This is a genomic window from Desulfuromonas sp. CSMB_57 (assembly GCF_020194955.2).
Taxonomy (GTDB): domain Bacteria; phylum Desulfobacterota; class Desulfuromonadia; order Desulfuromonadales; family Syntrophotaleaceae; genus JAFCIY02.
This window is the reverse complement of record NZ_JAFCIY020000023.1, coordinates 152,581-175,055: the sequence shown is the minus strand read 5'-3', so window position 1 is coordinate 175,055 and position 22,475 is coordinate 152,581. Positions and strand designations below refer to the sequence as shown.

The 22,475-nt window shown below is 60.3% G+C and carries 22 protein-coding genes and 1 tRNA gene; 7 read left to right on the top strand and 16 right to left on the bottom strand.

What is annotated here, in order from left to right:
- The first annotated feature begins 205 nt into the window (after nucleotides 1-205).
- The 5 genes from JQN68_RS06890 (at nucleotide 206) to lat (ending at nucleotide 5,217) form a co-directional block, all read left to right on the top strand.
- Entirely contained in the window at nucleotides 206-925 is a 720-nt protein-coding gene (locus tag JQN68_RS06890) for a DedA family protein (RefSeq protein ID WP_225072879.1), read from the top strand.
- A 78-nt stretch (nucleotides 926-1,003) separates the two neighbouring features.
- A complete protein-coding gene (locus tag JQN68_RS06885) occupies nucleotides 1,004-2,029 on the top strand; it encodes an agmatine deiminase family protein (RefSeq protein WP_225072878.1) in 1,026 nt (341 codons plus the stop codon).
- Complete coding sequence (locus JQN68_RS06880; RefSeq protein ID WP_283775418.1) at nucleotides 2,026-2,916, top strand: carbon-nitrogen hydrolase; 891 nt, start codon at nucleotides 2,026-2,028, stop codon at nucleotides 2,914-2,916. The genes JQN68_RS06885 and JQN68_RS06880 overlap by 4 nt, the downstream gene beginning before the upstream one ends.
- A gap of 130 nt (nucleotides 2,917-3,046) precedes the next feature.
- Entirely contained in the window at nucleotides 3,047-3,697 is a 651-nt protein-coding gene (locus tag JQN68_RS06875) for an HAD family hydrolase (RefSeq protein ID WP_225072877.1), read from the top strand.
- A gap of 158 nt (nucleotides 3,698-3,855) precedes the next feature.
- Nucleotides 3,856-5,217 carry an L-lysine 6-transaminase gene (gene lat / locus JQN68_RS06870; protein WP_225072876.1) on the top strand — a complete coding sequence of 454 codons (1,362 nt, stop codon included), beginning with the start codon at nucleotides 3,856-3,858 and terminating at the stop codon, nucleotides 5,215-5,217.
- Between the two features lie 54 nt (nucleotides 5,218-5,271).
- Here lat and JQN68_RS06865 read toward each other — a convergent pair whose 3' ends face one another.
- The 5 genes from JQN68_RS06865 to JQN68_RS06845 all read right to left on the bottom strand — a co-directional run bounded on the left by JQN68_RS06865 (nucleotide 5,272) and on the right by JQN68_RS06845 (nucleotide 9,642).
- Nucleotides 5,272-6,600: a B12-binding domain-containing radical SAM protein gene (locus JQN68_RS06865; RefSeq protein WP_225072875.1), complete on the bottom strand. Its 1,329-nt coding sequence runs from the start codon at nucleotides 6,598-6,600 to the stop codon at nucleotides 5,272-5,274.
- Complete coding sequence (locus tag JQN68_RS06860) at nucleotides 6,585-7,913, bottom strand: B12-binding domain-containing radical SAM protein (protein WP_225072874.1); 1,329 nt, start codon at nucleotides 7,911-7,913, stop codon at nucleotides 6,585-6,587. The genes JQN68_RS06865 and JQN68_RS06860 overlap by 16 nt, the downstream gene beginning before the upstream one ends.
- A 4-nt stretch (nucleotides 7,914-7,917) precedes the next feature.
- On the bottom strand, nucleotides 7,918-8,634 hold the full coding sequence (locus tag JQN68_RS06855; RefSeq protein ID WP_225072873.1) for a hypothetical protein: 717 nt from the start codon (nucleotides 8,632-8,634) through the stop codon (nucleotides 7,918-7,920).
- Between the two features lie 151 nt (nucleotides 8,635-8,785).
- Nucleotides 8,786-9,052 (bottom strand): hypothetical protein, encoded by a 267-nt coding sequence (locus tag JQN68_RS06850; RefSeq protein WP_225072872.1) that lies wholly within the window; start codon nucleotides 9,050-9,052, stop codon nucleotides 8,786-8,788.
- Nucleotides 9,053-9,144: 92 nt separating this feature from the next.
- Nucleotides 9,145-9,642 (bottom strand): TspO/MBR family protein, encoded by a 498-nt coding sequence (locus JQN68_RS06845; protein ID WP_225072871.1) that lies wholly within the window; start codon nucleotides 9,640-9,642, stop codon nucleotides 9,145-9,147.
- 902 nt (nucleotides 9,643-10,544) lie between these two features.
- Between JQN68_RS06845 and JQN68_RS06840 the strand changes: the two genes are divergently transcribed.
- Both JQN68_RS06840 and JQN68_RS06835 read left to right on the top strand, forming a co-directional pair.
- Nucleotides 10,545-12,116 carry a sensor domain-containing diguanylate cyclase gene (locus JQN68_RS06840; RefSeq protein WP_225072870.1) on the top strand — a complete coding sequence of 524 codons (1,572 nt, stop codon included), beginning with the start codon at nucleotides 10,545-10,547 and terminating at the stop codon, nucleotides 12,114-12,116.
- Nucleotides 12,117-12,257: 141 nt separating this feature from the next.
- Nucleotides 12,258-12,470, top strand: coding sequence for a hypothetical protein (locus tag JQN68_RS06835; RefSeq protein WP_225072869.1), 213 nt, complete (start codon nucleotides 12,258-12,260; stop codon nucleotides 12,468-12,470).
- A gap of 122 nt (nucleotides 12,471-12,592) precedes the next feature.
- On the opposite strand, the gene JQN68_RS06830 is transcribed toward JQN68_RS06835, so the two are convergent.
- From JQN68_RS06830 to aroC, 11 genes are all read right to left on the bottom strand, one after another.
- Nucleotides 12,593-12,679, bottom strand: a tRNA-Leu gene (locus JQN68_RS06830).
- A 21-nt stretch (nucleotides 12,680-12,700) separates the two neighbouring features.
- Nucleotides 12,701-13,555, bottom strand: coding sequence for a menaquinone biosynthetic enzyme MqnA/MqnD family protein (locus JQN68_RS06825; RefSeq protein WP_249621081.1), 855 nt, complete (start codon nucleotides 13,553-13,555; stop codon nucleotides 12,701-12,703).
- Nucleotides 13,552-15,081 (bottom strand): TolC family protein, encoded by a 1,530-nt coding sequence (locus JQN68_RS06820; protein WP_225072867.1) that lies wholly within the window; start codon nucleotides 15,079-15,081, stop codon nucleotides 13,552-13,554. Before JQN68_RS06820 ends, JQN68_RS06825 begins: the two co-directional genes overlap by 4 nt.
- 157 nt (nucleotides 15,082-15,238) lie before the next feature.
- Nucleotides 15,239-16,576: an acetyl-CoA carboxylase biotin carboxylase subunit gene (accC, locus tag JQN68_RS06815; RefSeq protein WP_225072866.1), complete on the bottom strand. Its 1,338-nt coding sequence runs from the start codon at nucleotides 16,574-16,576 to the stop codon at nucleotides 15,239-15,241.
- A 120-nt stretch (nucleotides 16,577-16,696) separates the two neighbouring features.
- Nucleotides 16,697-17,188: an acetyl-CoA carboxylase biotin carboxyl carrier protein gene (accB, locus tag JQN68_RS06810; protein ID WP_225072865.1), complete on the bottom strand. Its 492-nt coding sequence runs from the start codon at nucleotides 17,186-17,188 to the stop codon at nucleotides 16,697-16,699.
- 81 nt (nucleotides 17,189-17,269) lie between these two features.
- The gene (locus tag JQN68_RS06805; RefSeq protein WP_225072864.1) at nucleotides 17,270-18,346 is read right to left on the bottom strand and encodes a M24 family metallopeptidase; all 1,077 of its coding nucleotides are present in this window, start codon (nucleotides 18,344-18,346) and stop codon (nucleotides 17,270-17,272) included.
- 20 nt (nucleotides 18,347-18,366) lie between these two features.
- Nucleotides 18,367-18,819: a type II 3-dehydroquinate dehydratase gene (gene aroQ / locus JQN68_RS06800; RefSeq protein WP_225072863.1), complete on the bottom strand. Its 453-nt coding sequence runs from the start codon at nucleotides 18,817-18,819 to the stop codon at nucleotides 18,367-18,369.
- Nucleotides 18,816-19,175: a roadblock/LC7 domain-containing protein gene (locus tag JQN68_RS06795; protein WP_225072862.1), complete on the bottom strand. Its 360-nt coding sequence runs from the start codon at nucleotides 19,173-19,175 to the stop codon at nucleotides 18,816-18,818. Before JQN68_RS06795 ends, aroQ begins: the two co-directional genes overlap by 4 nt.
- Nucleotides 19,165-19,953 carry a tetratricopeptide repeat protein gene (locus tag JQN68_RS06790; protein WP_225072896.1) on the bottom strand — a complete coding sequence of 263 codons (789 nt, stop codon included), beginning with the start codon at nucleotides 19,951-19,953 and terminating at the stop codon, nucleotides 19,165-19,167. Before JQN68_RS06790 ends, JQN68_RS06795 begins: the two co-directional genes overlap by 11 nt.
- Before the next feature lie 2 nt (nucleotides 19,954-19,955).
- Nucleotides 19,956-21,062 carry a 3-dehydroquinate synthase gene (gene aroB, locus JQN68_RS06785; protein WP_225072861.1) on the bottom strand — a complete coding sequence of 369 codons (1,107 nt, stop codon included), beginning with the start codon at nucleotides 21,060-21,062 and terminating at the stop codon, nucleotides 19,956-19,958.
- 248 nt (nucleotides 21,063-21,310) lie between these two features.
- On the bottom strand, nucleotides 21,311-22,471 hold the full coding sequence (gene aroC / locus JQN68_RS06780) for a chorismate synthase (protein WP_249621080.1): 1,161 nt from the start codon (nucleotides 22,469-22,471) through the stop codon (nucleotides 21,311-21,313).
- Nucleotides 22,472-22,475 lie beyond the last annotated feature (4 nt).

The window sequence follows — 22,475 nt, the reverse complement described above, 5'->3', positions numbered from 1 at the left end:
TACCCGGCACGCCTCGCGGAAACCCCGCACTTTGCATGCCCAAGGGAAACCTGCATCAAAAACGGTTGCCTGCCGCCAACGATTACCTAATAATATCTAGATACTATCAACTCGCATCCATCTGGCAAGCCGCACCCGCCAAGAGAAATCGTCTATAGCCGCCGTTGACCCCAATCCGGCGCTTTTTCGGAAGGTCATTGCCCCGATGCTCGAATGGGTTATCCATTGGTGGACCCTGCTGCCCGACGGCGCCTCCTACTACCTGCTGGTGGCCCTGGTGGCCGGACTGGAATCCCTGGTCATGGTCGGGCTGCTGGTACCGGGCAGCGTGCTGGTCGGCTTGGCGGGGTTCATGGCCGCCCATGGCCAAGGCCGCCTCGCCGGGATCATGTTCGGCGCCGCCGGCGGTGCTCTGCTCGGCGATACTCTCAGCTACATCATCGGAGCCCGCCTCGGGCCGCGCCTGCTGTTTTCCCGCCCCTTCCAACGACGTCGGGAATTGTTGCAGAAGGGTCAGTTGCTGTTGCGCGAACACGGCCGCAAAAGCCTCTTTTTCGGCCGCTTCATCGGCCCCCTGCGCGGCATGATGCCGTTTCTGACCGGGACCGCCCGCCTGGCGCCCAAACCTTTTCTGGTCACCACCCTGCTCAGCTGCCTGCTCTGGGGGCTGGTCTATCCGGGCATCGGTTTTTTGGGAGCGGCAAGTTGGCGCCAGGTTGAACGTCTCAGCGGCCAGTTGAGCCTGGTCGTGGCACTCCTGCTGGTTGTGACCGTCGGCAAAGGGTTTTGGCCCCGTCTGCGCATCTTCCTGAAGGAGCCGAGCCCGGTTGCCCTCAGCCGCCGAACCCTGTTCCTGCTGCTCCTGATCCTTGGCGCCCTGTTCGGGGGCATGGTCCTGATCATTCGTTGTTACCTGCGCGGATAACTCAGGAACCGCTTGCTCTCCCATGGCCTTTTGATTATCATGAGCGGCCCTGATTGCCCTGAATAGGAGACACGCGACATGCCCCTGCGACTGCCGGCGGAATGGGAAGAACAGGACGGAGTGCTGCTGGCCTGGCCCCACGAAGAAAGCGACTGGCACCCCTGGTTGGAGGTGGTGGAACCGGTATTTTTACGCCTTGCCAAGGAAATCAGCCGCTTTGAAAAGGTCTTGATCGTGGCCGGCGATGCGCACACATTGCTGCCTCGGCTACAGACCGTCGGCATTGATCCGGAGCGGGTCATGGTGGTGGAATTGCCCACCAACGATACCTGGACCCGCGACTTCGGCCCGATTACCGTTTTAGAGGACGGCCGCCCGCACCTGCTCGATTTCGGCTTCAATGGCTGGGGCTTGAAGTTCCCCGCCCATCACGACAATCAGGTCACCCAGGGCCTGGTCCGCAGCGGAGTTTTCGGCGCCCTGCCCATCACCGTTCCCGGCCTGATCCTGGAAGGCGGCAGCATCGAATCCGACGGCGCCGGCACCCTGCTGACCACCACCACGTGCCTGCTCAACGCCAACCGCAATCCCCATCTGACCCGGGAGCAGTTGGAACAGGAACTGCGCAGCCTGTTGGGCGGCCGACATTTCCTCTGGCTGGAAAACGGCTACCTGGCCGGGGACGATACGGATTCGCATATCGATACCCTGGCGCGCCTGGCACCGGACAACACCATTCTTCATGTCACCTGCGACGATCCGGCGGACGAGCATTTCGAGGCCCTGGCCCGCATGGGCGAGGAACTGGGCGCCCTGCGCACCCCCGAAGATCAGCCTTACCGGCTCATCCCCCTGCCCTGGCCCAAAGCCTGTTTCGATGAAACCGGCCAACGGCTGCCGGCGACCTATGCCAATTTTCTGGTCATCAACCGGGCTGTGCTGGTTCCCACCTATGACGATCCCCGGGACGCACAGGCCCTGGCGGCCATCAGCAACGCCTTTCCGGGACGCAGCATCATCGGCATCGATTGCCGGCCCCTGATTCGCCAGCACGGTTCCCTGCATTGCGTCACCATGCAGTTGCCGAAAGGAGTCCTGTCATGACCACCGAACTGCGCATCGGCCTGGTACAACAAAGCTGCAGCGGCCATCGCCAGGACAACCTGGCCCGCAGCATGGCCGGCATCCGCGAAGCGGCGGCCGCCGGTGCCCAACTGGTGGTGCTGCAGGAGTTGCATGCCGGCCTCTACTTCTGCCAGACCGAAGATACGACCTGTTTCGACCAGGCGGAAACGATTCCCGGTCCCGCCACGGAACAACTCGGCGACCTGGCCCGGGAGTTGAATGTGGTCATCGTCGCCTCCCTGTTCGAACGTCGCGCCCCGGGACTCTATCACAATACGGCGGTAGTTCTGGAGCGCGACGGCCGCATCGCCGGACGCTATCGCAAAATGCACATTCCGGACGATCCGGGCTATTACGAAAAATTCTATTTCACCCCCGGCGATCTCGGCTTCACCCCCATCGATACCTCGGTCGGGCGCCTCGGGGTGCTGGTGTGCTGGGATCAATGGTATCCGGAAGCCGCCCGCCTCATGGCGCTGGCGGGAGCGGACCTGCTCATCTACCCGACGGCCATCGGCTGGGATCCCGCAGATTCTTTGGAAGAGCAGCAACGGCAGCTCGATGCCTGGCTCACCATCCAGCGCTCCCATGCCGTGGCTAACGGCCTGCCGGTGGTGGCCGTCAACCGGGTCGGCTTCGAAGCCAATCCCGCCAACGCCGAGCAAGGCGCCATCTTCTGGGGCAACAGCTTCGTTGCCGGCAGCCAGGGGGAAATCCTGGCCCGGGCGAGCCAGGACCAGGAACAGGTATTGGTGGTCACCGTCGACCGCCGGCGCAGCGAACAGGTGCGTCGCATCTGGCCCTTTCTGCGTGATCGCCGCATCGATGCCTATCACGGCCTGGTAAAACGCTATCTGGACGACTGACCGGTTTCACTGACGACCGCTGTTGCCTTTCCCCTCCCTCACCAGCTACAATGGGCGGCACAGGAAGAAGAACCATCGGCCCGTCGGTGGTTTCCGGCAGCGGGCCACCCCTTTGGAGGCAACCCTAAGCATGGTGCGCGGCCTTATTTTCGATTGTGACGGGGTGCTGCTCGACAGCCTGAAAGCCAATGTCGCCTTTTACAGCGCGGTGTTGCGGGAATTGGGACTGCCGGCCATCGCCGACGACGACCACGAAAAGGTCTACCTCTGCCATACCGTCACGACCCCGGAGGTGTTTGCCGCCCTGCTGGGCCCGGAGCAGGCGGAGAGGGCCGTAAAAATCGCCGCCGCCATCGACTACCGCCAGTTCATCCCCCTCATCGTTCCCGAGCCCGGCATCATGGACCTGCTGGCCGAACTGTCTTCCACCATGCCCCTGGCGGTCGCCACCAACCGGGGCAACAGCATGCACGATTTGAGTGCCTATTTCGGCTTGGATCGTTACTTTTCCGCCATCCTTACCAGCCGCGACGTGGTCAACGGCAAGCCCCACCCCGATCTGTTGCTGCTGGCCTCCGAACGTCTCAAGCTGCCGGTGACCGACCTGCTGTTCGTCGGCGACATGGATGTGGATCGGGAAGCGGCGCGCCGCGCCGGCATGGCCTTCGTCGGCTATAAAGGCCATTTCCCTGATTCCCTCACCATCCAGCATCATCAGGAACTGCCGCAGATCATCCGCAGCATCTCCACCGGCAGCGGCCTGCCGGCGTCAGTTGTATAAGCCCACCGGACCACACCGTTTCACCCGCGGATTGCACCCGGCACCACGTTTTCCAGGCAGGGTGCCTTTTGGTACCATTGCCGAAGCCGGCGACCTTGTTAAACTGAAATGGTACATTGCATCGATGCAAGTCTGCCGTTTCCACCAAGGAGGTGCCGGTGATTCAGCCCCAGGATGTCAAAGCGCAGTTGTCCCGCCATCTGTTGACGGAAGGTTTCGATATCATCCTCGATCTGGAGCGCTCCCGGGGCAGCTGGTTCGTCGACCAGCGCAACGGCGATCGTTACCTCGATTTTTTTTCCATGTACGCCTCCATGGCTGTCGGCTACAACCATCCGCGTCTGCTGGCCGCCTGTGAAGATCTCGGCCGCCTGGCGGTCAACAAGCCGTCCAACTCCGATGTCTATACCACCGCCATGGCGGAATTCGTGGCCACTTTCTCCCGCCTCGCCATGCCCGACCATCTGCCCCACGCCTTCTTTATCGACGGCGGCACCCTGGCGGTGGAAAATGCGTTGAAAACCGCCTTCGACTGGAAAGTGCGTAAGAACCTGGCCGCCGGTCTGCGCGGCGAAAACGGCTCGCAGGTCATTCACTTCCGCCAGGCCTTTCACGGCCGCAGCGGTTACACCCTGTCCCTGACCAACACCTTCGATGCCCGGAAAACCAAGTTTTTCCCGAAGTTTTCCTGGCCGCGTATCAGCATTCCCAAGATTTCCTTCCCTCTCGACGAGCCAGGTCTGGCAGCCGTCGAGATTTTGGAAAATCAGTCCCTGGCAGAGATCCGCAGCGCTATCGCAGAGCATGGCGCCGATATTGCCGCCCTGATCATCGAACCCATCCAGGGCGAGGGCGGAGACAATCATTTCCGGCCGGAATTTTTTCAGGCCCTGCGCGCCATCTGCGATGACCATGAGATCATGCTGGTTCTGGACGAGGTGCAGACCGGAATCGGCCTGACCGGACGGTTCTGGGCCTATGAGCACTTCGGCATTCAACCCGACCTTTTGGCCTTCGGCAAAAAAACCCAGGTCTGCGGCATGCTGGCCTCGCGCCGCGTGGAGCAGGTCGGCTGCCACGTCTTTCAGGAGCGCAGCCGTCTCAACTCGACTTTCGGCGGCAACCTGGTGGACATGGCCCGTTGCCGCTACATTCTGGAAATTATCGAGGAGGAACAACTGGTCGAAAATGCCCGCCGGCAAGGGGCTCTGCTGTTGGCCGAATTGCGGAAACTGGCCGCGGAATTTCCCGAAACCCTGCTCAATCCCCGCGGCCGCGGACTGATGTGCGCCTTTGACGCCCCCGACTCCCATACCCGCGACCAGTTGCTCAAAGCCTTTTTCCAGGCTCGACTGCTGCTTAGCGGCTGCGGCGAATGCGGCATCCGCTTTCGGCCTCATCTCATCGTCAGTGCGGAGGAGATTGGGCAGGGCATCGACATCATCCGCAACGTGCTGCGGCGCGGTGATTTCCGCAAGCTGGAAATCCGGCAGGATCCCTGCCTGCTGACAGGAATTTGAATTGGCTTGCGCAGTTCGGCACCTGTTTCGGAAACACTCTTTCTGACCGCGGGACTATCCCAGGCCGAAACGCATGCCCTGTTTTTTGAACAGCTCGCGCCGAAAAAGCCGGCTGTAAATCAGGAACTGGGCCACCCGATAGAGGGACAGCAGATTTCCCTGCAAACCGATGAAACGCCGCAGCAAGGCCCCCGGACTGTTGAACCGCGCCCGAACCTGGAACGCGGCTTCGGTCAAGGCCTCGGCGGACATGCCGCGCGGTAGGAAGGCGGCATGGTTGAAACGGTAGTCGGGATGCAACCACCAGCAGCCGTCGTACAGCAGGCGCCCGGCAGCGGCCAGTTCGTGGTACCAGGGCGTGTTGGGATAGGGCATGAGGATATTGAAGGCGGCATAGGCGAAGCGGCTTTCCAGGGCAAAATCCAGGATGCCCCGAATGGATTCGAGGGTATCACCGTCATGGCCCAGAGTAAAGGCGGCCCAGATCTGCAGACCGTACTCACGCAGCACGGCCAGTTCGTGTTGATACCGGGAACCGGCGCCGGAATTGGGGGTTTTGCCCATGACGCGCAGGTTTTCCGGCCGCAGGGATTCAAAACCCATGACGTGCCCCAGACAACCGCTATCCGCCATAAGCCGCATCAATTCCCCATCGTTGACCATATCGAGACTGCCCTGAGAAACCCAGCGCATCTTGAGAGGAATCAACTCCCTGAACAGTTCCTTGGCACTCTCCGGGCTGGCGACAATGTTGTCATCCACAAAGAACAGCAGTTTGCGCTCCTGCGCGTCGATTTCCCTCAATACCTCGTCGATTCGCCGCACCAGATGACGCCCACCGAAAAAACGGCTGGTGGCACAGAACCGGCAGGTGTAACGACAGCCGCGACTGAACTGCAGGAGGGTGATGGGGAGATATCCCTTGCCCCGGAACAGATCCCGGCGGGTCAGGCTTGCCGGCTGGGGAAGGTCGCATGTGCCCTCGTAAAGCGGGCGCAAGACTCCCCGCCGGGCATCCTCCAGAATGTGCTTCCAGACCGGTTCGGCATCGCCGATGCAGACGGCATCGGCATGGCGGCCAACTTCCTGCGGCAGGAGGGTGGCATGCATGCCGCCCATCACCACCGGAACTCCCTGGGCCCGGTAACCGGCGGCGATTTCATAGGCGCGCCGGGCGGTAAAGGTTTCGACGGTGATGGCTGCCAGATCCGTTGGCCGTTCATAGGGGATCGCCTCGATCCGATCGTCGACCAGTTCCACCTCCACGTCGGCAGGCGTCATGCCGGCCAGCACACCGAGTTGCAGGGGCTCCATGCGCCCTTCATCGACGTACAGGCTATGTTCCATCCGGCCGATATTGGGTTTGATCAGGGTGATTCGCATAAACCGCCATCGGGCCCGAGGGCCAGCCCTTGTTTGCGGAAAATTTCCCGCCGCGATGTCAGATTGGCAGCTAGAAACAGAGCCAGTTGCTGCAGATTATGCCCGTTGGCCTGCCGGTCCAGGGCCCGGCGGACAATGGTGCCCAAGGCATTGAAACGTTTGCGAGCCCAAAAACAGCCGGCGGTAAGTTCCGCTTCGGTCATGCTCCGGGGACGAAAGGTCGCCATGCCGTAGCGATAGTCGGGCGCAAGCCACCAGGCGGGAAACAGCAAACGCCCTTCCGCGGCCAGGCGCCGGAACAGTGGGGTTCCGGGGATGGGGACCAGAGGATTGAAGTTGGCCAGACACAGCTTGTTGCGAATGGCAAAATCCGCCGCTTCGGCGAATACCGTTTCATCGTCGGCATCATAGCCGAACACAAAGGTGCCATAGACCATCATGCCCCGGCGCCGGATTCGGGCCACGGCGGAATCGTAATCGGGCAGCGCGAGGTTGGCGGCTTTGCCCATCTGCACCAGGTTGCCGCGCCGCAGGGATTCAAAACCGATGAGGACGCAGCAGCAGCCGCTTCGGGACAAAAGATCCAGCATGGATGCATCGGCCGCGACATCGATGCTGGCTTGACAGACCCAGCGCAATCCGAGTGGAGCAACGGCCTGCAGCAGTTCCCGGGCACGGGCCGGATCGGCGAACAGGTTGTCGTCCACCAGAAAAACCATCCGCCCCGACAATGCGGCCAGCTCGGCAACCAGGTCGGCAACCGGCCGATAACGCAGCGACGTGCCGTAAAAGGCATGCACGGAACAGAAGTCACAGGCATAGCGGCAGCCGCGACCGAACTGCACGGGATGGATGGGAAGATATTTCTTGCCGGCAAAAATGGTACGGTCCGGAATCAGGCCGGAAGTCAGCGGCGGCTGCGGCCCGCGGTAGAGACGGCGCAGGCGACCGCTGCGGGCATCGGCCAGCAGTTGCGGCCAGATCCCCTCGGCATCCCCCATGACCACCGCATCGACATGCCGGAGCACTTCTTCCGGCAGCAGGGTTGGATGATGGCCGCCCGCAACCACCGGGATGCCGCGACCCCGAAATTGGGCCGCCAGTTGATAGGCCCGGCGGGCGGTAAAAGTCTGGATGGTCATGGCCACCAGATCGGCCGATTCCTCATCCGGAATCGGCTCCACCCGTTCATCACGCAGAGCCACTTCGACATCCGCCGGAGTGAGGCTTTTCAGAATGGCAAACACCAGCGGCTCCATGGCATCCGCGGAGCGTACATCGGCCAGGTTGGGTTGCAGAAAAAGTACCTTCACCGTCTCACTCCACCCAGGGTACGGCCTTCTCCCGTTTTATCTCTCCGTCTTGGTCACGCTTGGCCTGCGACGGTTTCGGCAACAGATAGAGCAGAGCCATGAGCAGCAGGATGGTGATGGGCTGGTAGGCCGCGCCGACCAGAGCCCATGCCAGCAGGGCCAAAAACGGCAATGCGAGAATCATGACGTGCAGACGCACGATCTCTCTCTGCAAGGGCAATCGGACTCGCTGCCAAGGGTTGCCGCCGAGAAAGTCCTGCCAGTTCGCAATCAGCACGCCGACCACCATGGGCCAGAAACGCTCAAGCAGAAAAAACACCGGGGTAAAAAAGTCCGAGTTGATGAAGCCGTTACGTCCGAACAGGGAATAGGGTTCCAGTTCGGCGAATACGGAGAGAAACAGACCATAGAAACCGAACAAAAAACTGTAAAGGCGGAAGGTCAGCCACCCCAGGGACAGACTGAGCAGAATGGCGCCAAACAGAAAGACCGCAGGAGAGAAATGCCGTAGCAAGGGCAAACGCTCCTCGATGGCTTTCCGATGGGAGCAGGCGGCGAAAACGCCTTGCACCGAGGCCGTGGCAATGCAACCCCAGGCATAGACCAGACCCGCCAACCAGGTGCTCCAGCAGAACTCCGGCAGGGACCAGGACCCAAGCAGCGCATAAGTCGAGGCCAGGCCGAAACCGATGGTTCCATAGGGATTGATGGCCAATCTCAAGACTTGTGTCCCGTACGGTTAGTCGTGTCAAGAAATTCTGAGAGATTTTGGTTGCCGGCAAGGCGCGCCGCCGCAGACCTGGCCAAGGTTTCCCCTGTAGGTTTCAAACTCCGGCGACGCGCATTGGTGTTCGCCTCACGAAAAATCCGCCTCAGCGAGAAGGTTTGCGCAAGTTTTGCTCAGGACGGTGTCGGGCCAGATCCTCTCGAACCTGTTGCACGCTGCGTTCGTAGACGATTTCACGGCCCATGACAGTGCCCGCATAGGCCCGACCGGTACGGGTCGGAGTCAGTTTGCACTTGATACTGTGCGCCCCTTCGCCCAGTACCACCCAGATGGCATCGGACTTTTTGCCGGCCACCTCCACTTCAAGAATTTGCCCGGCTTCGGTACGAATCTGTATTTTTTCACTTTCCATGGGGTGCTTGCTCCTCTTCCAGCAGGAAAAAAATGGTGCAACTATCCAGCAGCCTTGGAGCAAACACTCGCACTCCTCGGTTCATGGGAATATCAGCCCAGGATCGAGGGGTTGAGTTGCCAGATGGCATGGCTCAGAACCGCGGCAAAACTCACCCACAGCAGATAGGGAACCAGCAGCCAAGCGGCGGCGGCTCTGACTCGCCAGAAGGCCAGCAGCGTTGCCAGGATCAGCAGCCACAACAGCCATATTTCCAGAAATGCCAGGGCACCGCGATTCCAGGCAAAGAACAGCCAACTCCAGAGTGCATTAAACGCAAGTTGAATCAGAAACAGGCACAGCGCGCCGCGCGCCGCACGAAATCCCCCAACCCGCCAGACCAGCCAGGCCGCCACCGCCATCATGGCATAAAGCAGGGTCCAGACTGGGCCGAAAACCCATCCCGGCGGCGCCCAGGCCGGCAAAACCAGTTGGGAGTAGAAATCCCGGGCATTCATGGTCGCGACGCTGCCGACAGCCGCAGCGGAAAAGGTGATGACCAGCCAGATGACGAAGCCGAGACTCTGTTCCAAAAGGGATTTAGGTGTCATGGATACTCCTTGGAACACCGCCTTGGCTGATGGGCACCAAACAGCGGCGATGCAACGGTCACGCCGAAGTGCTCACGAAGGTCTGGCTGCTCAGGGGCATGACGCAACGGCCGCTCTCGGCTCAACTATACCATTCGCCCAAGGGATCAGAACCCTATGCAAGAAGAATTTTTGGAGGTGGGAAGACCTATCGTGCTTGGCACTGAGCCAGCATGGCCTCGATTTGATGCAGGGATTCCAGTAGGTGGGAGCTTTCGAACCGGGTTTCTTGACAACAATGCGGGCAGCAAAACGTCGCCTGCAGTCGCACCTCCCTTGGCAGAACCCGGACCAGGGCCTGGCAGCAGGGACAATGCAGTTCGACAAGGTGTTTGGACTCGGAGAAGCCATTTCCGGGCATCCCGCCCTCCTTTTTAAAGGTGGACACAAAGGCCCGGCAGCAGGCCTTATAACGAAAGACACATAACGTCCCGCATGGATCACAAAATAAATCTCATTCTTTTTCATGTCAAGATTTCTAATTGTTTACGATATATACAATGCGCTAAACTTGACATTCATTAAGGCCCATTCTTTGCATACACCAAGTCGATTAAAGAAAAGCCTTTCTGCAAAGCCGTCTTCATGTTCTGTGATACCTTGGAAAAGAAAAAAACGTAACTGCTCAGCCCAGGAGTTTGGGGGCCCGGCACGGCTTTTCCCAGGGATAGGGTTTTTCATTTTTGGCCATCTTCCTGGAGATTCAGCACAATGACAGCCAGCCAAAAATTTGACTGGAACCGACAACACTCTGTTAGCTGGCTATTACGCACACCAGCTTCAGGAAGATTTTCAATTGCCTGCCGAAAGCCGGTTCGATAAGCGGCCGACTGCCCTTCGGCCTGCCGGAGAATATGCACTCTATGGATGGAAATCGGAATACCTCCGGATCTGAAGGGAAGGCCTCCGCCCTCCCCCTGCGCGACATTCATGCCGTCCGGACTCTGATCGGTCAAAAAGTTGAACTTCCCTCTCCACCGGGGATTGTCGTCCGCATTCTGGAAGCGGTCCAAAATGATGACCAATGTTTTGCCAATCTGGGTCGCATCGTCGCCGCCGATCCAGCATTGGCGGTCAAGCTGCTGAAGGTGGCCAATTCCTCCATGTATGGCTGTAACGGCAAAGTGCAGAGCATTGAAAGCGCCCTGACCATTCTCGGCATCAGCGCCCTGAAAAACATTGCCCTGACCTTCATTATTGTCCGCACCATGCACAGCGATGCGGATGGTTTTTTCGATTTCAAGTATTTCTGGAAGCGTGCGGTAACCGCGGCCGTTGCCGCCAGGACATTGGCCCAACAGGTTGGGCAGGACAGTGACACCCTGTTTGTCAGCGCCCTGCTACAGGACATCGGCGTACTGGTGCTTTTTCACCACTGTACGGACACCTACATGGAAGTGCTGGTTCAAAAGAACAGCCGCGCACGCTCCGGCCACGATATTGAGCATGAACTGCTGGGCTTTTGCCATGCCGGCCTGGGTGGCACTCTGCTAAAGGATTGGGGTCTCCCGGAAAACATCTACCTGCCGATTTTTTATTCCCATCGGCCGCAATCTGTTCCTGACAGCCATCGGACAACGTTGGACATCCTGAATCTGGCCGACAGAATTTCTGCGACCTATCATGGCAGCCAAAGCAGCGTCAATATGGTTGAAGTTCTTGATGTGCTTACCCTCCGTTACAATCTGACGGAGCAGGAAGCTAAAAACCTCATCGACAGTCTGGCCGGCCAAGCTAACGAAGTCATGGATTTTTTCGACATTCCGAACAACAAGATCAAGCCATTTTCGGAAATGTTGCAGGAAGCCAACCAGGAACTGGGCAAACTCAACATCGGCTACGAGCAGTTGTTCATGGACCTGAAGCAGTCCAAGGAGGAATCGAGCATCTATGTCACCAAACTCCTCGAGGCCAACAAACGCTATCGCCAACTGGCCTATCGCGATGAGTTGACCGGTCTCTACAATAATCGCTATTTCCAGGAGGCTATGGAAAACGAACTGGACCGAAGCAAACGCTACCAGCGGCCTCTGTCCCTGATCTTTTTCGACATCGATCTATTCAAGGAAATCAACGACAGGTTGGGACATTTGGTCGGCGATGTCGCCTTGCGTGAAGTCGCCAAGCAGGTGTCACAGGTCATGCGGACCTCGGACATCGTGGTTCGTTATGGTGGCGACGAATTTGCCATCATCATGCCGGAAACCGACAAGGCCGGTCTGGAAGCTTTCGCCGAGCGTATCCGGCACAGCATCGAAGCCATGACCATAACCGTCGACGGGGTGCCGCTGCAACTGACCATCAGCGTGGGTGGAACGGCCACCAGCGGAAAACAGAAAAAGGTGAACGAAATGGCCATTATCGCCGCTGCCGACAAGGCCCTTTACCAGGCTAAACGCGCCGGACGCAACGGGATTCTGGTAGTCGAACTGTAACCGGCACAAAGCGGGACGACCAGAGCAGGCAGGTAAAAGAGTGGTAAACTTCACCGTGTGACTCTTTGCGCAGGCGGGCTGTTTTGACTTGGCCGTGCAAGGGCAGTACCAGATTTTCATGATTTTGGATAGGAGGCGACGATGAAGGATACCGTTATTTTTCAGGGCGTAACCCAGTTCACCACGGAAACCGGAACCGCCGTCCGGGCCATCAATCAAGGCGGCGGGCAATTCGAAATCCAGATCAGGGAGGGCGACGTGTTTGTCCATTCCGGCGTCGTCTGCATTGTCGGCAAAGCGACCCCGGCCAAAATCTGGGCGGCCTATCAGGATCTTTCCGTGGCGGAGAAGTGATGCCGGCGGTCGTACGCAAGAAGGGGGATCACACTTAATACCTGAGGCATTTTTCGTTATTTCCGGACAGCGCATATAAAAAAGGCGAATCAGCATAAAAGCTTGATTCGCCTTGGTTTTTTTGGTGCCCGGGACGGGGGTCGAACCCGTACAGCCATACGGCCGAGGGATTTTAAGTCCCTTGCGTCTGCCAGTTCCGCCACCCGGGCCGGTGTGAATGGTTCGCCAGTTTATGTTATTCCTTTGAAAGCGTCAACGGAAAAGGGGTCGCCAAAAAAGCATAATGGCGGCGCTTCAGGCAACAGGCCGTGGCGGACGGCGAGGCGGAAAAACAGTTCCAAGCCCTGGCGGTGGGTTTCGCCGAATTGGAAGGACATGGCCTTCCAATAGGCCACCAAGGCGGTCGCGTTGAAACCACAATCTGTTGCCAAATGCCGCGCCAAGGCAGCGTAATCCTGTCGGGATCGCTGCAGGGAGGCCTGCAATTGGACGGCAAAGGCCTGAATTTCGGCAGCCTTGGTCTCCGCCGCCCGTTGGTGAACGATCCACAGGGCGAAAACGAAGGGCAGGCCGGTATATTCATGCCAGAGTTGACCAAGGTCGTAGATGCATGGCGCCGAGCCGGAGAGTCCGGCACGCAGGGCCCGGTCGCCGATGAGCAGGCCCGCGCCGCCGGCGGCGATAATGCGTTCCACTTCGTTGGTAGGATACACGGCAAGCCGGCCGGTCCAGCCATACCATTCCCGCAGCAGCACCCGCAGCAGGGCGACGGAGGTTGCCGAGGCGTCGGTGACGGCAATGGTGCCATCGCGCAGGCTTTCGATGGAATCGGAAGCCAACAGCAGCACGCTCTGCACCGCTCCCATGGAACTGATGGAAAGAGCAGGCAACAGGCGATAACGGTCGGCGCGGCAACCGTATTCGAAGGAGGAGGCCGGCGCCACATCGATGCGGCCCGCGGCAAGCAGGGCGTTCAGCCGCGTCGGAACATCTCTGACCAGTCTGCCGGAAAACCCGAAATCGGGCAGATGGTGAAAGAAAGGCGCGCAGTTGAGATAGGGAATATGGCCGACGAGCAGACTCATGGCTGGTGCGGGGCCAACAACGGTCGGCTCTCGTCCCGGAACTCACCGCTGAAACGTACCCCCTGAATTTCGAGCAACTGCCCGGAAACCTGCCAGTAGACGGTGACGGCATTGTGATAATCGGCCCGTGATGCCGATTCGTCCGTGCGCGCCTGGGCCAGGTCCTCTTCGGCTTCGAGCACTTGGCGGGTGGTGGCCAGCCCGACCTCCTTGCGCTTCATGACGTTGCGGAGCTTTTCCTCGGCAAAGGCCAAACCGCTGGCCGCCACCTCGAGTTTTTTACCGCTCACTTCCAGCAGCCGGATGGCGGCCATGATTTCCGTCCGCACCTGGCTGTGCAACTGCGCCAGCAGGGCCTGGCGGCTCTGCTGCAGAAACGCCAGGCGCCGGGCTTCATGCCGGGCCTCGCGGTTGCCAAGGGGATAGGACAGGGTCAGCCCGACCTGCCAGTTGGGGAAATCGCCCCCGCCGAGATCGGACAGGTTGTTGCTGTATTCCCGCCCCAGGCCTTTGTGCCCGTAACTGGCGCCCAGATCCAGGGCGGGTAACCGGGCGTTGCGAGCCACGCGACGCTGGATGTCCAAACGCTCGATTTCCCGCTGCCGGCGCTGCACATCCGGCCGCTTTGCCAGGGCCTGTTGGGTATCGGCCTGGAGGTCGGTCTGCACGGCATTTTCCATGGGCACGGCTGCCACCGTCACCGGCTCCGGGCTGTCCAGCAGCAGCGCCAGCAAATCCAGGGCATCCAGATAAGCCCGCTCGGCATCGAGCAAATCCCTCTCGCGCTGTTTCAATCCGAATTCCGCTTCCAGCACATCCAATTGCGGCAACATCCCGACCCGAACCCGCTCGCGGTTTTCGGCCAAGAGGGTCTCGGCCAAAGCTACCGAGGTCTGTCGGGCCAGCACATTGCGCCGCAGGCGCAATGCTTCGAAATAGCCGTTTCGCACTTCCGACAGGACGGCAAAGGCCTGTTCCCGCAGGTTTTCCACCGCCACGTCCCGGTCTTTGGCTGCCAGCAGAATTCCCTGCTCCGTCACCGTGCTGCCCAGGCCCTTCAGCAGGGGCTGCACCAGGCTGAACCGTACCTCGCCGCGATAGGCGGGATTGATGCCGGGAGCCGGGCTGCTGTCCTGCCGCCGGTTATCGAAGTCCAGGCTGAGTGCGGCGCCCGTCGGCAGCTTCTGATCCAGGGACACCCCGAACTCACGGAAGCGAACCGCGTTGCTGGCCTCAAAAAACACCTGGTTGGAGCGTTCGTTGCTCTCACCCTCGTTAAAATACAGACCCAGGCGCGGATCGTAGAGGCCGTAGGCCCGGCTCAATTCCGCATCACCGGCGCGGGTTTCAAAGCTCTGGGCCTGCAGGGCGAGGTTGCGGGTCAAGGCCAGCCGGACGGCCTCTTCCAGAGCCAACACCTTCCGCCCGGCATCCGCCGGAATGACCGGCGCAAGCGAGTCGTCTTGAGCAGCAAGGGCGCTTGCGACCGACAGCAGCAGGCCCATTGCCAGGATGAGGTGGCGCATGACGGTTCCCCTTTTTTCCGGTCCCATGGACAACGGGCCGGGCCTTGTGTGCCCGGCCCGTGCCGATTACAGATCACGGACCGGATAGCGTCCGTTGCATGAAGATTTATTCAACCGAGCCGGCTGAATAAAACCGGCCGATTGCCGAATGACCTGGTCAGATTTCGAGTCGTTCCATGAAACCTGTATCCACCAGTCCCTGCATGAAATCCTTGTTCTTCATGATTCGCTGATGCAGTTGAATGGAGGTCCGGATACCGCCGATGATGTATTCATCCAGGGCCCGCTGCATGCGCAGAATGGCTTCCTCGCGGGTATCGGCGTGAACAATCAACTTGGCGACCAGCGAGTCGTAATGAGGCTGCACGAAATATTGGTCATAGACCGCGCTGTCCACCCGCACGCCCAGTCCTCCCGGGGGGTGATACCCCTCGATTTTGCCCGGCGAGGGCGTGAACTTGAAAGGATGCTCGGCATTGATGCGGCATTCGATGGCGTGACCGGTGATCTTGATGTCCGACTGCTGGTAACGCAGCGGCAGGCCGGCTGCGGAGCGGATCTGCTCCTTGATGATATCGATGCCGGTAACCATTTCCGTCACCGGATGCTCCACCTGCACGCGGGTATTCATTTCCATGAAATAGAAATTGCCCTCCGCATCGAGCAGGAATTCCATGGTGCCGACGCTGGAATAGTTGACCGCCTTGGCCGCCGCCACCGCACAGTCGCCCATGCGCTGGCGCAGTTCGGGGGTCAGCACCGGACAGGGCGCCTCCTCCAGCAGTTTCTGATGACGGCGCTGGATGGAACAGTCGCGTTCACCCAGATGGATGACGTTGCCGTGCTGGTCGGCGAGGATCTGCACTTCCACGTGGCGCGGATTCTTGCAGAACTTTTCGATGTAGACATCCGGATTGCCGAACCCGGCCTGGGCCTCGCTGCGCGCCGCGGCAAAGGCGTTGCCCAGGGATGCGGGGGAGTGCACCACCTTCATGCCGCGCCCGCCGCCGCCGGCCGTGGCCTTGATGATGATGGGATAGCCGATGTCGTGGGCAATCTTCTTGGCCTCCTCCACCGTCGCCACGCCTTCCGTGGTGCCGGGCAGAATCGGCACGCCGGCCTTGGTCACGGTCTGCCGGGCACTGATCTTGTCCCCCATGAGCCGCATGTTTTCCGGGGTGGGACCGATGAAGGTCAAACCGCAGTCCTGGCAGATCTCGGCGAATTCGGCATTTTCGGCAAGAAAACCGTAGCCGGGGTGAATCGCTTCGGCATCGGTCACCTCGGCGGCGCTGATGATGGCCTTGATGTTCAGATAGCTCTTGGCGCTGGGCGCCGGGCCGATGCAGATGCTTTCGTCGGCCAGCTTGACGTGCAGGGATTCGCTGTCGACATTGGAATGCACCGCCACGGTCTTGATCCCCAGCTCCTTGCAGGCCCGAATCACCCGAAGCGCGATTTCGCCGCGGTTGGCAATGAGAATTTTATGAAACATGCGATTTTATCTCCGATGCTATGCAGTGCCAGGCAGTCCGATGAGGCTCATATGCTGCCTGAAAAGGGACAGGCAGGCTGCATGGCATTGCCCTGCCCCCCAAACGGATCCGGCCGCCGATTAAAGAGGTTCCACCAGGAACAGGGGATCGCCGAATTCCACCGCCGTGGCGTTTTCCTTGAGAATCTGAACCACGCGGCACTTGAATTCCGCCTCGATCTCGTTCATCAGCTTCATAGCCTCGACGATGCACATGATCTGCCCTTTTTCCAGCACCGTACCGACCTCCACATAGGCGTCGGAGTCGGGCGAAGGGGAACGATAGAAGGTCCCGACAATGGGCGACACCACCGTCTCGTAACGCTCGTCGGCAGAGCCTTTCCCTGTCGGAGCGGCTTCCGGTACCGCCGGAGCGGCTGCGGCCGCCGGAAGAACGGAAGGCGCCGCGGCCGGAGCCGGCGCAGCCACGACCTGCGGGGCCGGAGCGGCAACCATGACCGGCGCCTGGCCACGGCGAATCACCAGCTTTTCGCCGCCGCTTTCCATTTCAAAATCGGTGATATCCGACTCGGTGACGATCTTGATGAGAACCTTGATATCCTTGATATCCATAAGGCTTTGCCTCCTGACAGTTGATGACCAATTCCAGGTTTCTTCCACACCGGCCCGGCCCTTCGCGGGCGGCATTGATGCTCAGACCGGCAATACGCTATATTCCTTGGGCAAGCAGGTCAACCGCCGATAGCCGTCGGCGGTCACCTGGATGGTATCCTCAATTCGCACCCCCCCGGCGCCCGGCAGATAAATGCCCGGTTCGATGGTAAACACCATATCGATCTCAGCAACGGCTTCGGAACGCCCGGAAACCAGCGGTTGCTCATGCACTTCCAGGCCGACGCCATGCCCCAGGCCGTGGCCGAAAAAGGGTCCGTAGCCGCTGGCGGCGATGTGGTCGCGGGCCACCCGGTCCAACTCGCGCAATGCCACCCCCGGCCGGACCTGTTCCAGGGCCAGTCTCCGGGCGGCCAATACGACGTGGTAAACCTCTTCCAATTGCGCCGGCACCTCGCCCAAGGCGAGAGTTACCGTTTCATCTGAGCAGTACCCCTGCCAGCGAGCGCCGAAATCGAAGGTGACCAGTTCTCCTGCAGCCAACCGGCGCTGGGAAGCCACCCCGTGGGGCAGGGCACCGCGCTCACCGGAAGCGACGATGAAATCGAAGGACTTATCCTCCGCCCCGCGGCGCTTCATGGCAAACTCCAGAGCCAGGGCCAATTCCCGCTCCGTGACTCCGGGCCGGATGGTCGGTCGAATTTCCTCGAAGGCATCTCCGGCCAGGCGCGCCGCCGCCGCCATGATGCGGATTTCCTCGGCATCCTTGCGTTGGCGCAGGGCCTGAACCTCCTGCCCCAGAGGCTGCCAGTCACATTCCTGTGGCGCCTGCCCTTGCAACCGCTGAGCCAGGGCAAAGGAGATTGCCTCCGCCTCGAAGCCGACACGGTGCCAACCCTGTTCGCCGATGAGCCCGGCGATGCCCTCCACCTTGCCGGAATATTGGCGGATATGGTCGGCGACGACTTCCTGGCCGGCCTGGCTGGTATAACGGGAATCGGTCAGGAAGATGACTGCGTCGGCGCTGACCATCAGGGCGCCGTCGGACCCGGAAAAGCCACAAAAATAGCGCAAGCTCGCCGAACCGGCCAGCAGCACGGCATCCAGTTCCCGGGTTTCGAGCAATTGCCGCAGCCTGGCTATCCTGTCCTGGCGCATGAAGGGAAAGCCCTTGTCCTTTAAGCCCCGAATCGGCCGCAAAGGCCCCGCAGGGCAAGCTGATAGCCCATGGCGCCGAAGCCGCACAACTGGCCGACAGCCACGGGCGAGATGAAGGAATGATGACGAAAAGATTCGCGGGCAAAGATATTGGAGAGATGCACTTCGACAGCGGGAATGTCCACGGCCACCAACGCATCCCGCAGGGCGACACTGGTATGGGTCAACCCGCCGGGATTGATGATGATACCGTCGATGTTTTCATGGCGGGCCTGATGCAGACGGTCGATGAGGGCCCCTTCGTGATTGGACTGAAAAAAGAAAAGGTCAACACCCAGTTCCTCGGCCAGGCGCTGCAGCCCGGCATGAATTTCATCGAGGGTCTCGCGACCGTAAACCTGGGGTTCCCGGGTACCGAGCAGGTTGAGATTGGGGCCGTGTACAATCAGCACCCGATGACGGACACCGCTCATGTCAGGGCCTCGCGCAAGCGGCCCGCTTCGCGGTTCAAAAGATAGCGCGCCTTGCCGAAATTCCCATCCCGATGCAGGGTCAGGGTGACGAAATAGTCCTCGGACAGGGCTCGAATCAACACCCAAAAACGCTGGGTGCCGATGGCGACCTCCTCCATGACGCCGGCATTGAGAATCCCGGCGGTCTGCTTGATTTCCTTCAGCACATTGGCATATTCTACGGCCACCAGTTGCAGGTCGATGCCGTCGCAGGGTTGCTCGAACTGCTCGATGGCGATGCCGTCATAGCCCATCAGCGAGGCGCTGATGCCGCCACCCGCCTCCTCGACGATACCCTGCAGAATTTCACCGAACATGCTCCCTCCTTTTTCGGATGGCGGTCAGCCATGCACCCAAAGCCGTTGCGGCCGATTCGTCGGTGCCCTCGGCAGTCGGAATGGGCGCGCCCGCCGGTTCAAAAACCTCTAAAGAGGCGGCCTGTTGGTCTGCTTGTTCTTCAGCGACTGCGGACAAGCGATTTTGCAGGTCGGCACATGCCGCCCGCAGGCGCGGGTCGTCCGGATGCACGCCGAGCAGTTGCTGGTAGATATCCAGCGCCCGCTGAAAATGACCCTGGCGAACATACAACTCGGCCAGGGTGGTCGTCGCGATTGGCGCTGCCGCAGGCTCGACAACCGGTTCGGTGTGTTCGCTGCAGGCACCGGCCTCGGCTCCTTCGGGACGCAGGGAACGCAGCAGGTTGACGAAAACCAGTTGTTCCGGAGCCAGTTGCACCGCTCGTTCCAGCAAGGCGACGGCCTGGTCCTTTTCGCCGCGCAGCAGATGCAACCGCACCAGCGACTGCATGGCGGCGATGCTGTCTTCATCCAGTTCCAGGGCCTTGCGGAAGGAATGCAGCGCCTCTTCCAGATCGCCCTGCTGCATCTGCACCCGCCCCAGGGCCACGAAACCGGGGCCGAACCAGGGCAGAGTCCGCACCCCCCGCTGCGCCAGAGACAAGGCGTCATCAAGCATCCCCAGCCGCCGATAGGCGTCGCTCAAGGGCACAAACACCGTCGAGCGCGGATCTTTGCCGAGGATTTCCAGATAGCCGGCAATTTTCGCCAGCAGTCGGGTTGCCTGATCCTTGTCCATGGTCACATCGACGGCCCTCCGGGGGCGGTCGCCAATACGGGCCCAAAAACATCTGCAGGGTCGAACACGTCGCGCAATTCGCAGTCACCGATGCCCCGGTTCAAAACCAGGCGCAACCTTCCCTCATGCATCTTTTTGTCCCTGCGCATGGCCTGCAGATAACTTTGCAAAGGGAAATCCGGCGGCGTGACCGGCAGATCGAACGCCTCGAGAAGGGCTTTGAGAGCGGCGGCATCCTCTGCGGAACAGAGACTCAGACGATGGGCAACGGCGGCTGCGACCACCATGCCGATGGCCACCGCCTCACCATGCCGATACTGCCGATAACCGGTCAGGGTTTCGACGGCATGGCCAAAGGTGTGACCAAAGTTGAGGATAGCCCGCTGGCCCTTTTCCGTTTCGTCAATTTCTACAATATTCGCCTTGATTTGGCAAGACCTCTTTACCGCGGCGATCAAGGCCTGCGGGTCCCTGCGACGCAGGGCTTCGCGATGCTGCCTGAGCCACTGAAAGAAATCGCGGTCGCGAATCACCCCGTATTTGATGATCTCGGCCATGCCGGCGGCGAAATCGCGATCATCAAGATTCCGCAGGGTGGCGACATCGACATGCACATGGCGCGGCTGATAAAAGGCGCCGATAAGATTTTTACCCAACTCGTGATTGATGGCGGTTTTGCCGCCGACGGAACTGTCGACCTGGGCCAGCAGGGTGGTCGGCACCTGCACAAAGGGAACGCCGCGCAAAAAGGTCGCGGCGGCGAAGCCCGTCATATCGCCAATCACGCCGCCACCTAATGCGATCAAGCCGCAATGCCGATCGAACTCCTGCTCGATGAGGGTGGTGTAGATGCCCTGCAGAACCTGCCAGTTCTTGTATTGTTCGCCGTCGGGTACGGTTATGGGCTGGACCCCATAGCCCGCATCCCGCAGGTTGCCGATTAATTCCTCGCCAAACAGACCCATGACACGCGGATTGCTGACCACGGCCACGCGGCGAGGAAAAGCTACCTCCCGCAGAGCATCGGGCAGGCACGGCAAGATACCGTGGCCAATCCAGATGGAATAACTGCGCTCGTCCAGCCCTACGGTTAAATGTTCCAGTTGCATAAAAGGTAAGGTCCTTAATAAAGACAGAAGGCTGAAGACTGTTAGAAGGCTGAAGGCTGAAGACTGTTAGAAGGCTGAAGGCTGAAGACTGAAGACTGAAGTAAAATCCAACCCCAAAAACAGCCTAATAATCATATAGGCTTTGCTTTGCCTTGCCCTTCCCTTGCCTATTCTTCAGCCTTCAGTCTTCAGCCTTCAGTCTTCAGCCTTCACCCTTCAGTCTTCAGTCTTCAGCCTGCCGCCACAAATCAAAACCCTTTAACATATTCCATATAAGCCGCCAAATTTCCCTGCAGGTCCTCCATGGCGTCGCCGCCGAACTTTTCCAGCACCGCCCGCGCCAGTTCGATGGCCACCATGGCTTCGGCCACCACGGCGGCGGCCGGCACGGCGCACACATCGGAACGTTCGATAGCGGCGGCGAAGGGTTGTTTGGAGACGAAGTCGACGCTCTGCAGGGGCTGATACAGGGTCGGGATGGGCTTCATGGCGCCACGCACCACCAGCGGGGCACCGTTGGTCATGCCGCCTTCCAGGCCGCCGGCACGATTGGTCAGGCGCACGAACTGTTGGCCCTGCCAGGCGATTTCATCATGCACCTGGGAACCGGGGCGCCGCGCCGCCTCGAAGCCGAGGCCGATCTCCACCCCCTTGAAGGCCTGAATGCTCATCATCGCGGCGGCCAAGCGGGCATCCAGCCGGCGGTCCCAATGCACGTGACTGCCCAGGCCCAAAGGAGCGCCGAGCACCGCCACCTCGACCACCCCGCCGAGGCTGTCGCCGGCCTCCCTGGCCTGGTCGATGGCCGCCATCATGCGCTGTTCGGCATCGACATCGAAGGTGCGGCAGGGCGATTCCTCGCTGCGCTGAAAACGTTCACGGAAGGGCACGGCATCGCCCACGGCAACAATCCCGCCGATTTCGGCCACGTAGCCCAAGACCTCCATGCCCAGTTCCGCCAGCAGCCGTTTGCAGACCGCGCCCACCGCCACCCGGGCGGCGGTTTCGCGGGCGCTGGAGCGCTCGAGAATATTGCGGCAATCGTCCTGATGGTATTTGATGACCCCGGTCAGATCCGCATGACCGGGACGCGGCTGGGTAATGGCCTGATCCGTCATCCGGTCCTCGGAACGGGGCGACATTTTCTGCGACCAGTTCTCCCAATCCCGGTTCCGAACCGAAAGGGTCAGAGGCGAGCCCAGGGTCTTTCCCCAGCGCACGCCGGACAGAATTTCGACCTGATCCCGCTCGATCTGCATGCGGCCGCCGCGCCCGTAGCCCTCCTGGCGGCGGGCCAGATCCCGGTTGATGTCGGCTTCCGCCAGGTCAAGATTGGCCGGCAGCCCCTCGATGATGGCGGTCAGTACCGGGCCGTGGGATTCCCCGGCCGTCAAATAACGCAATTCCATGGTC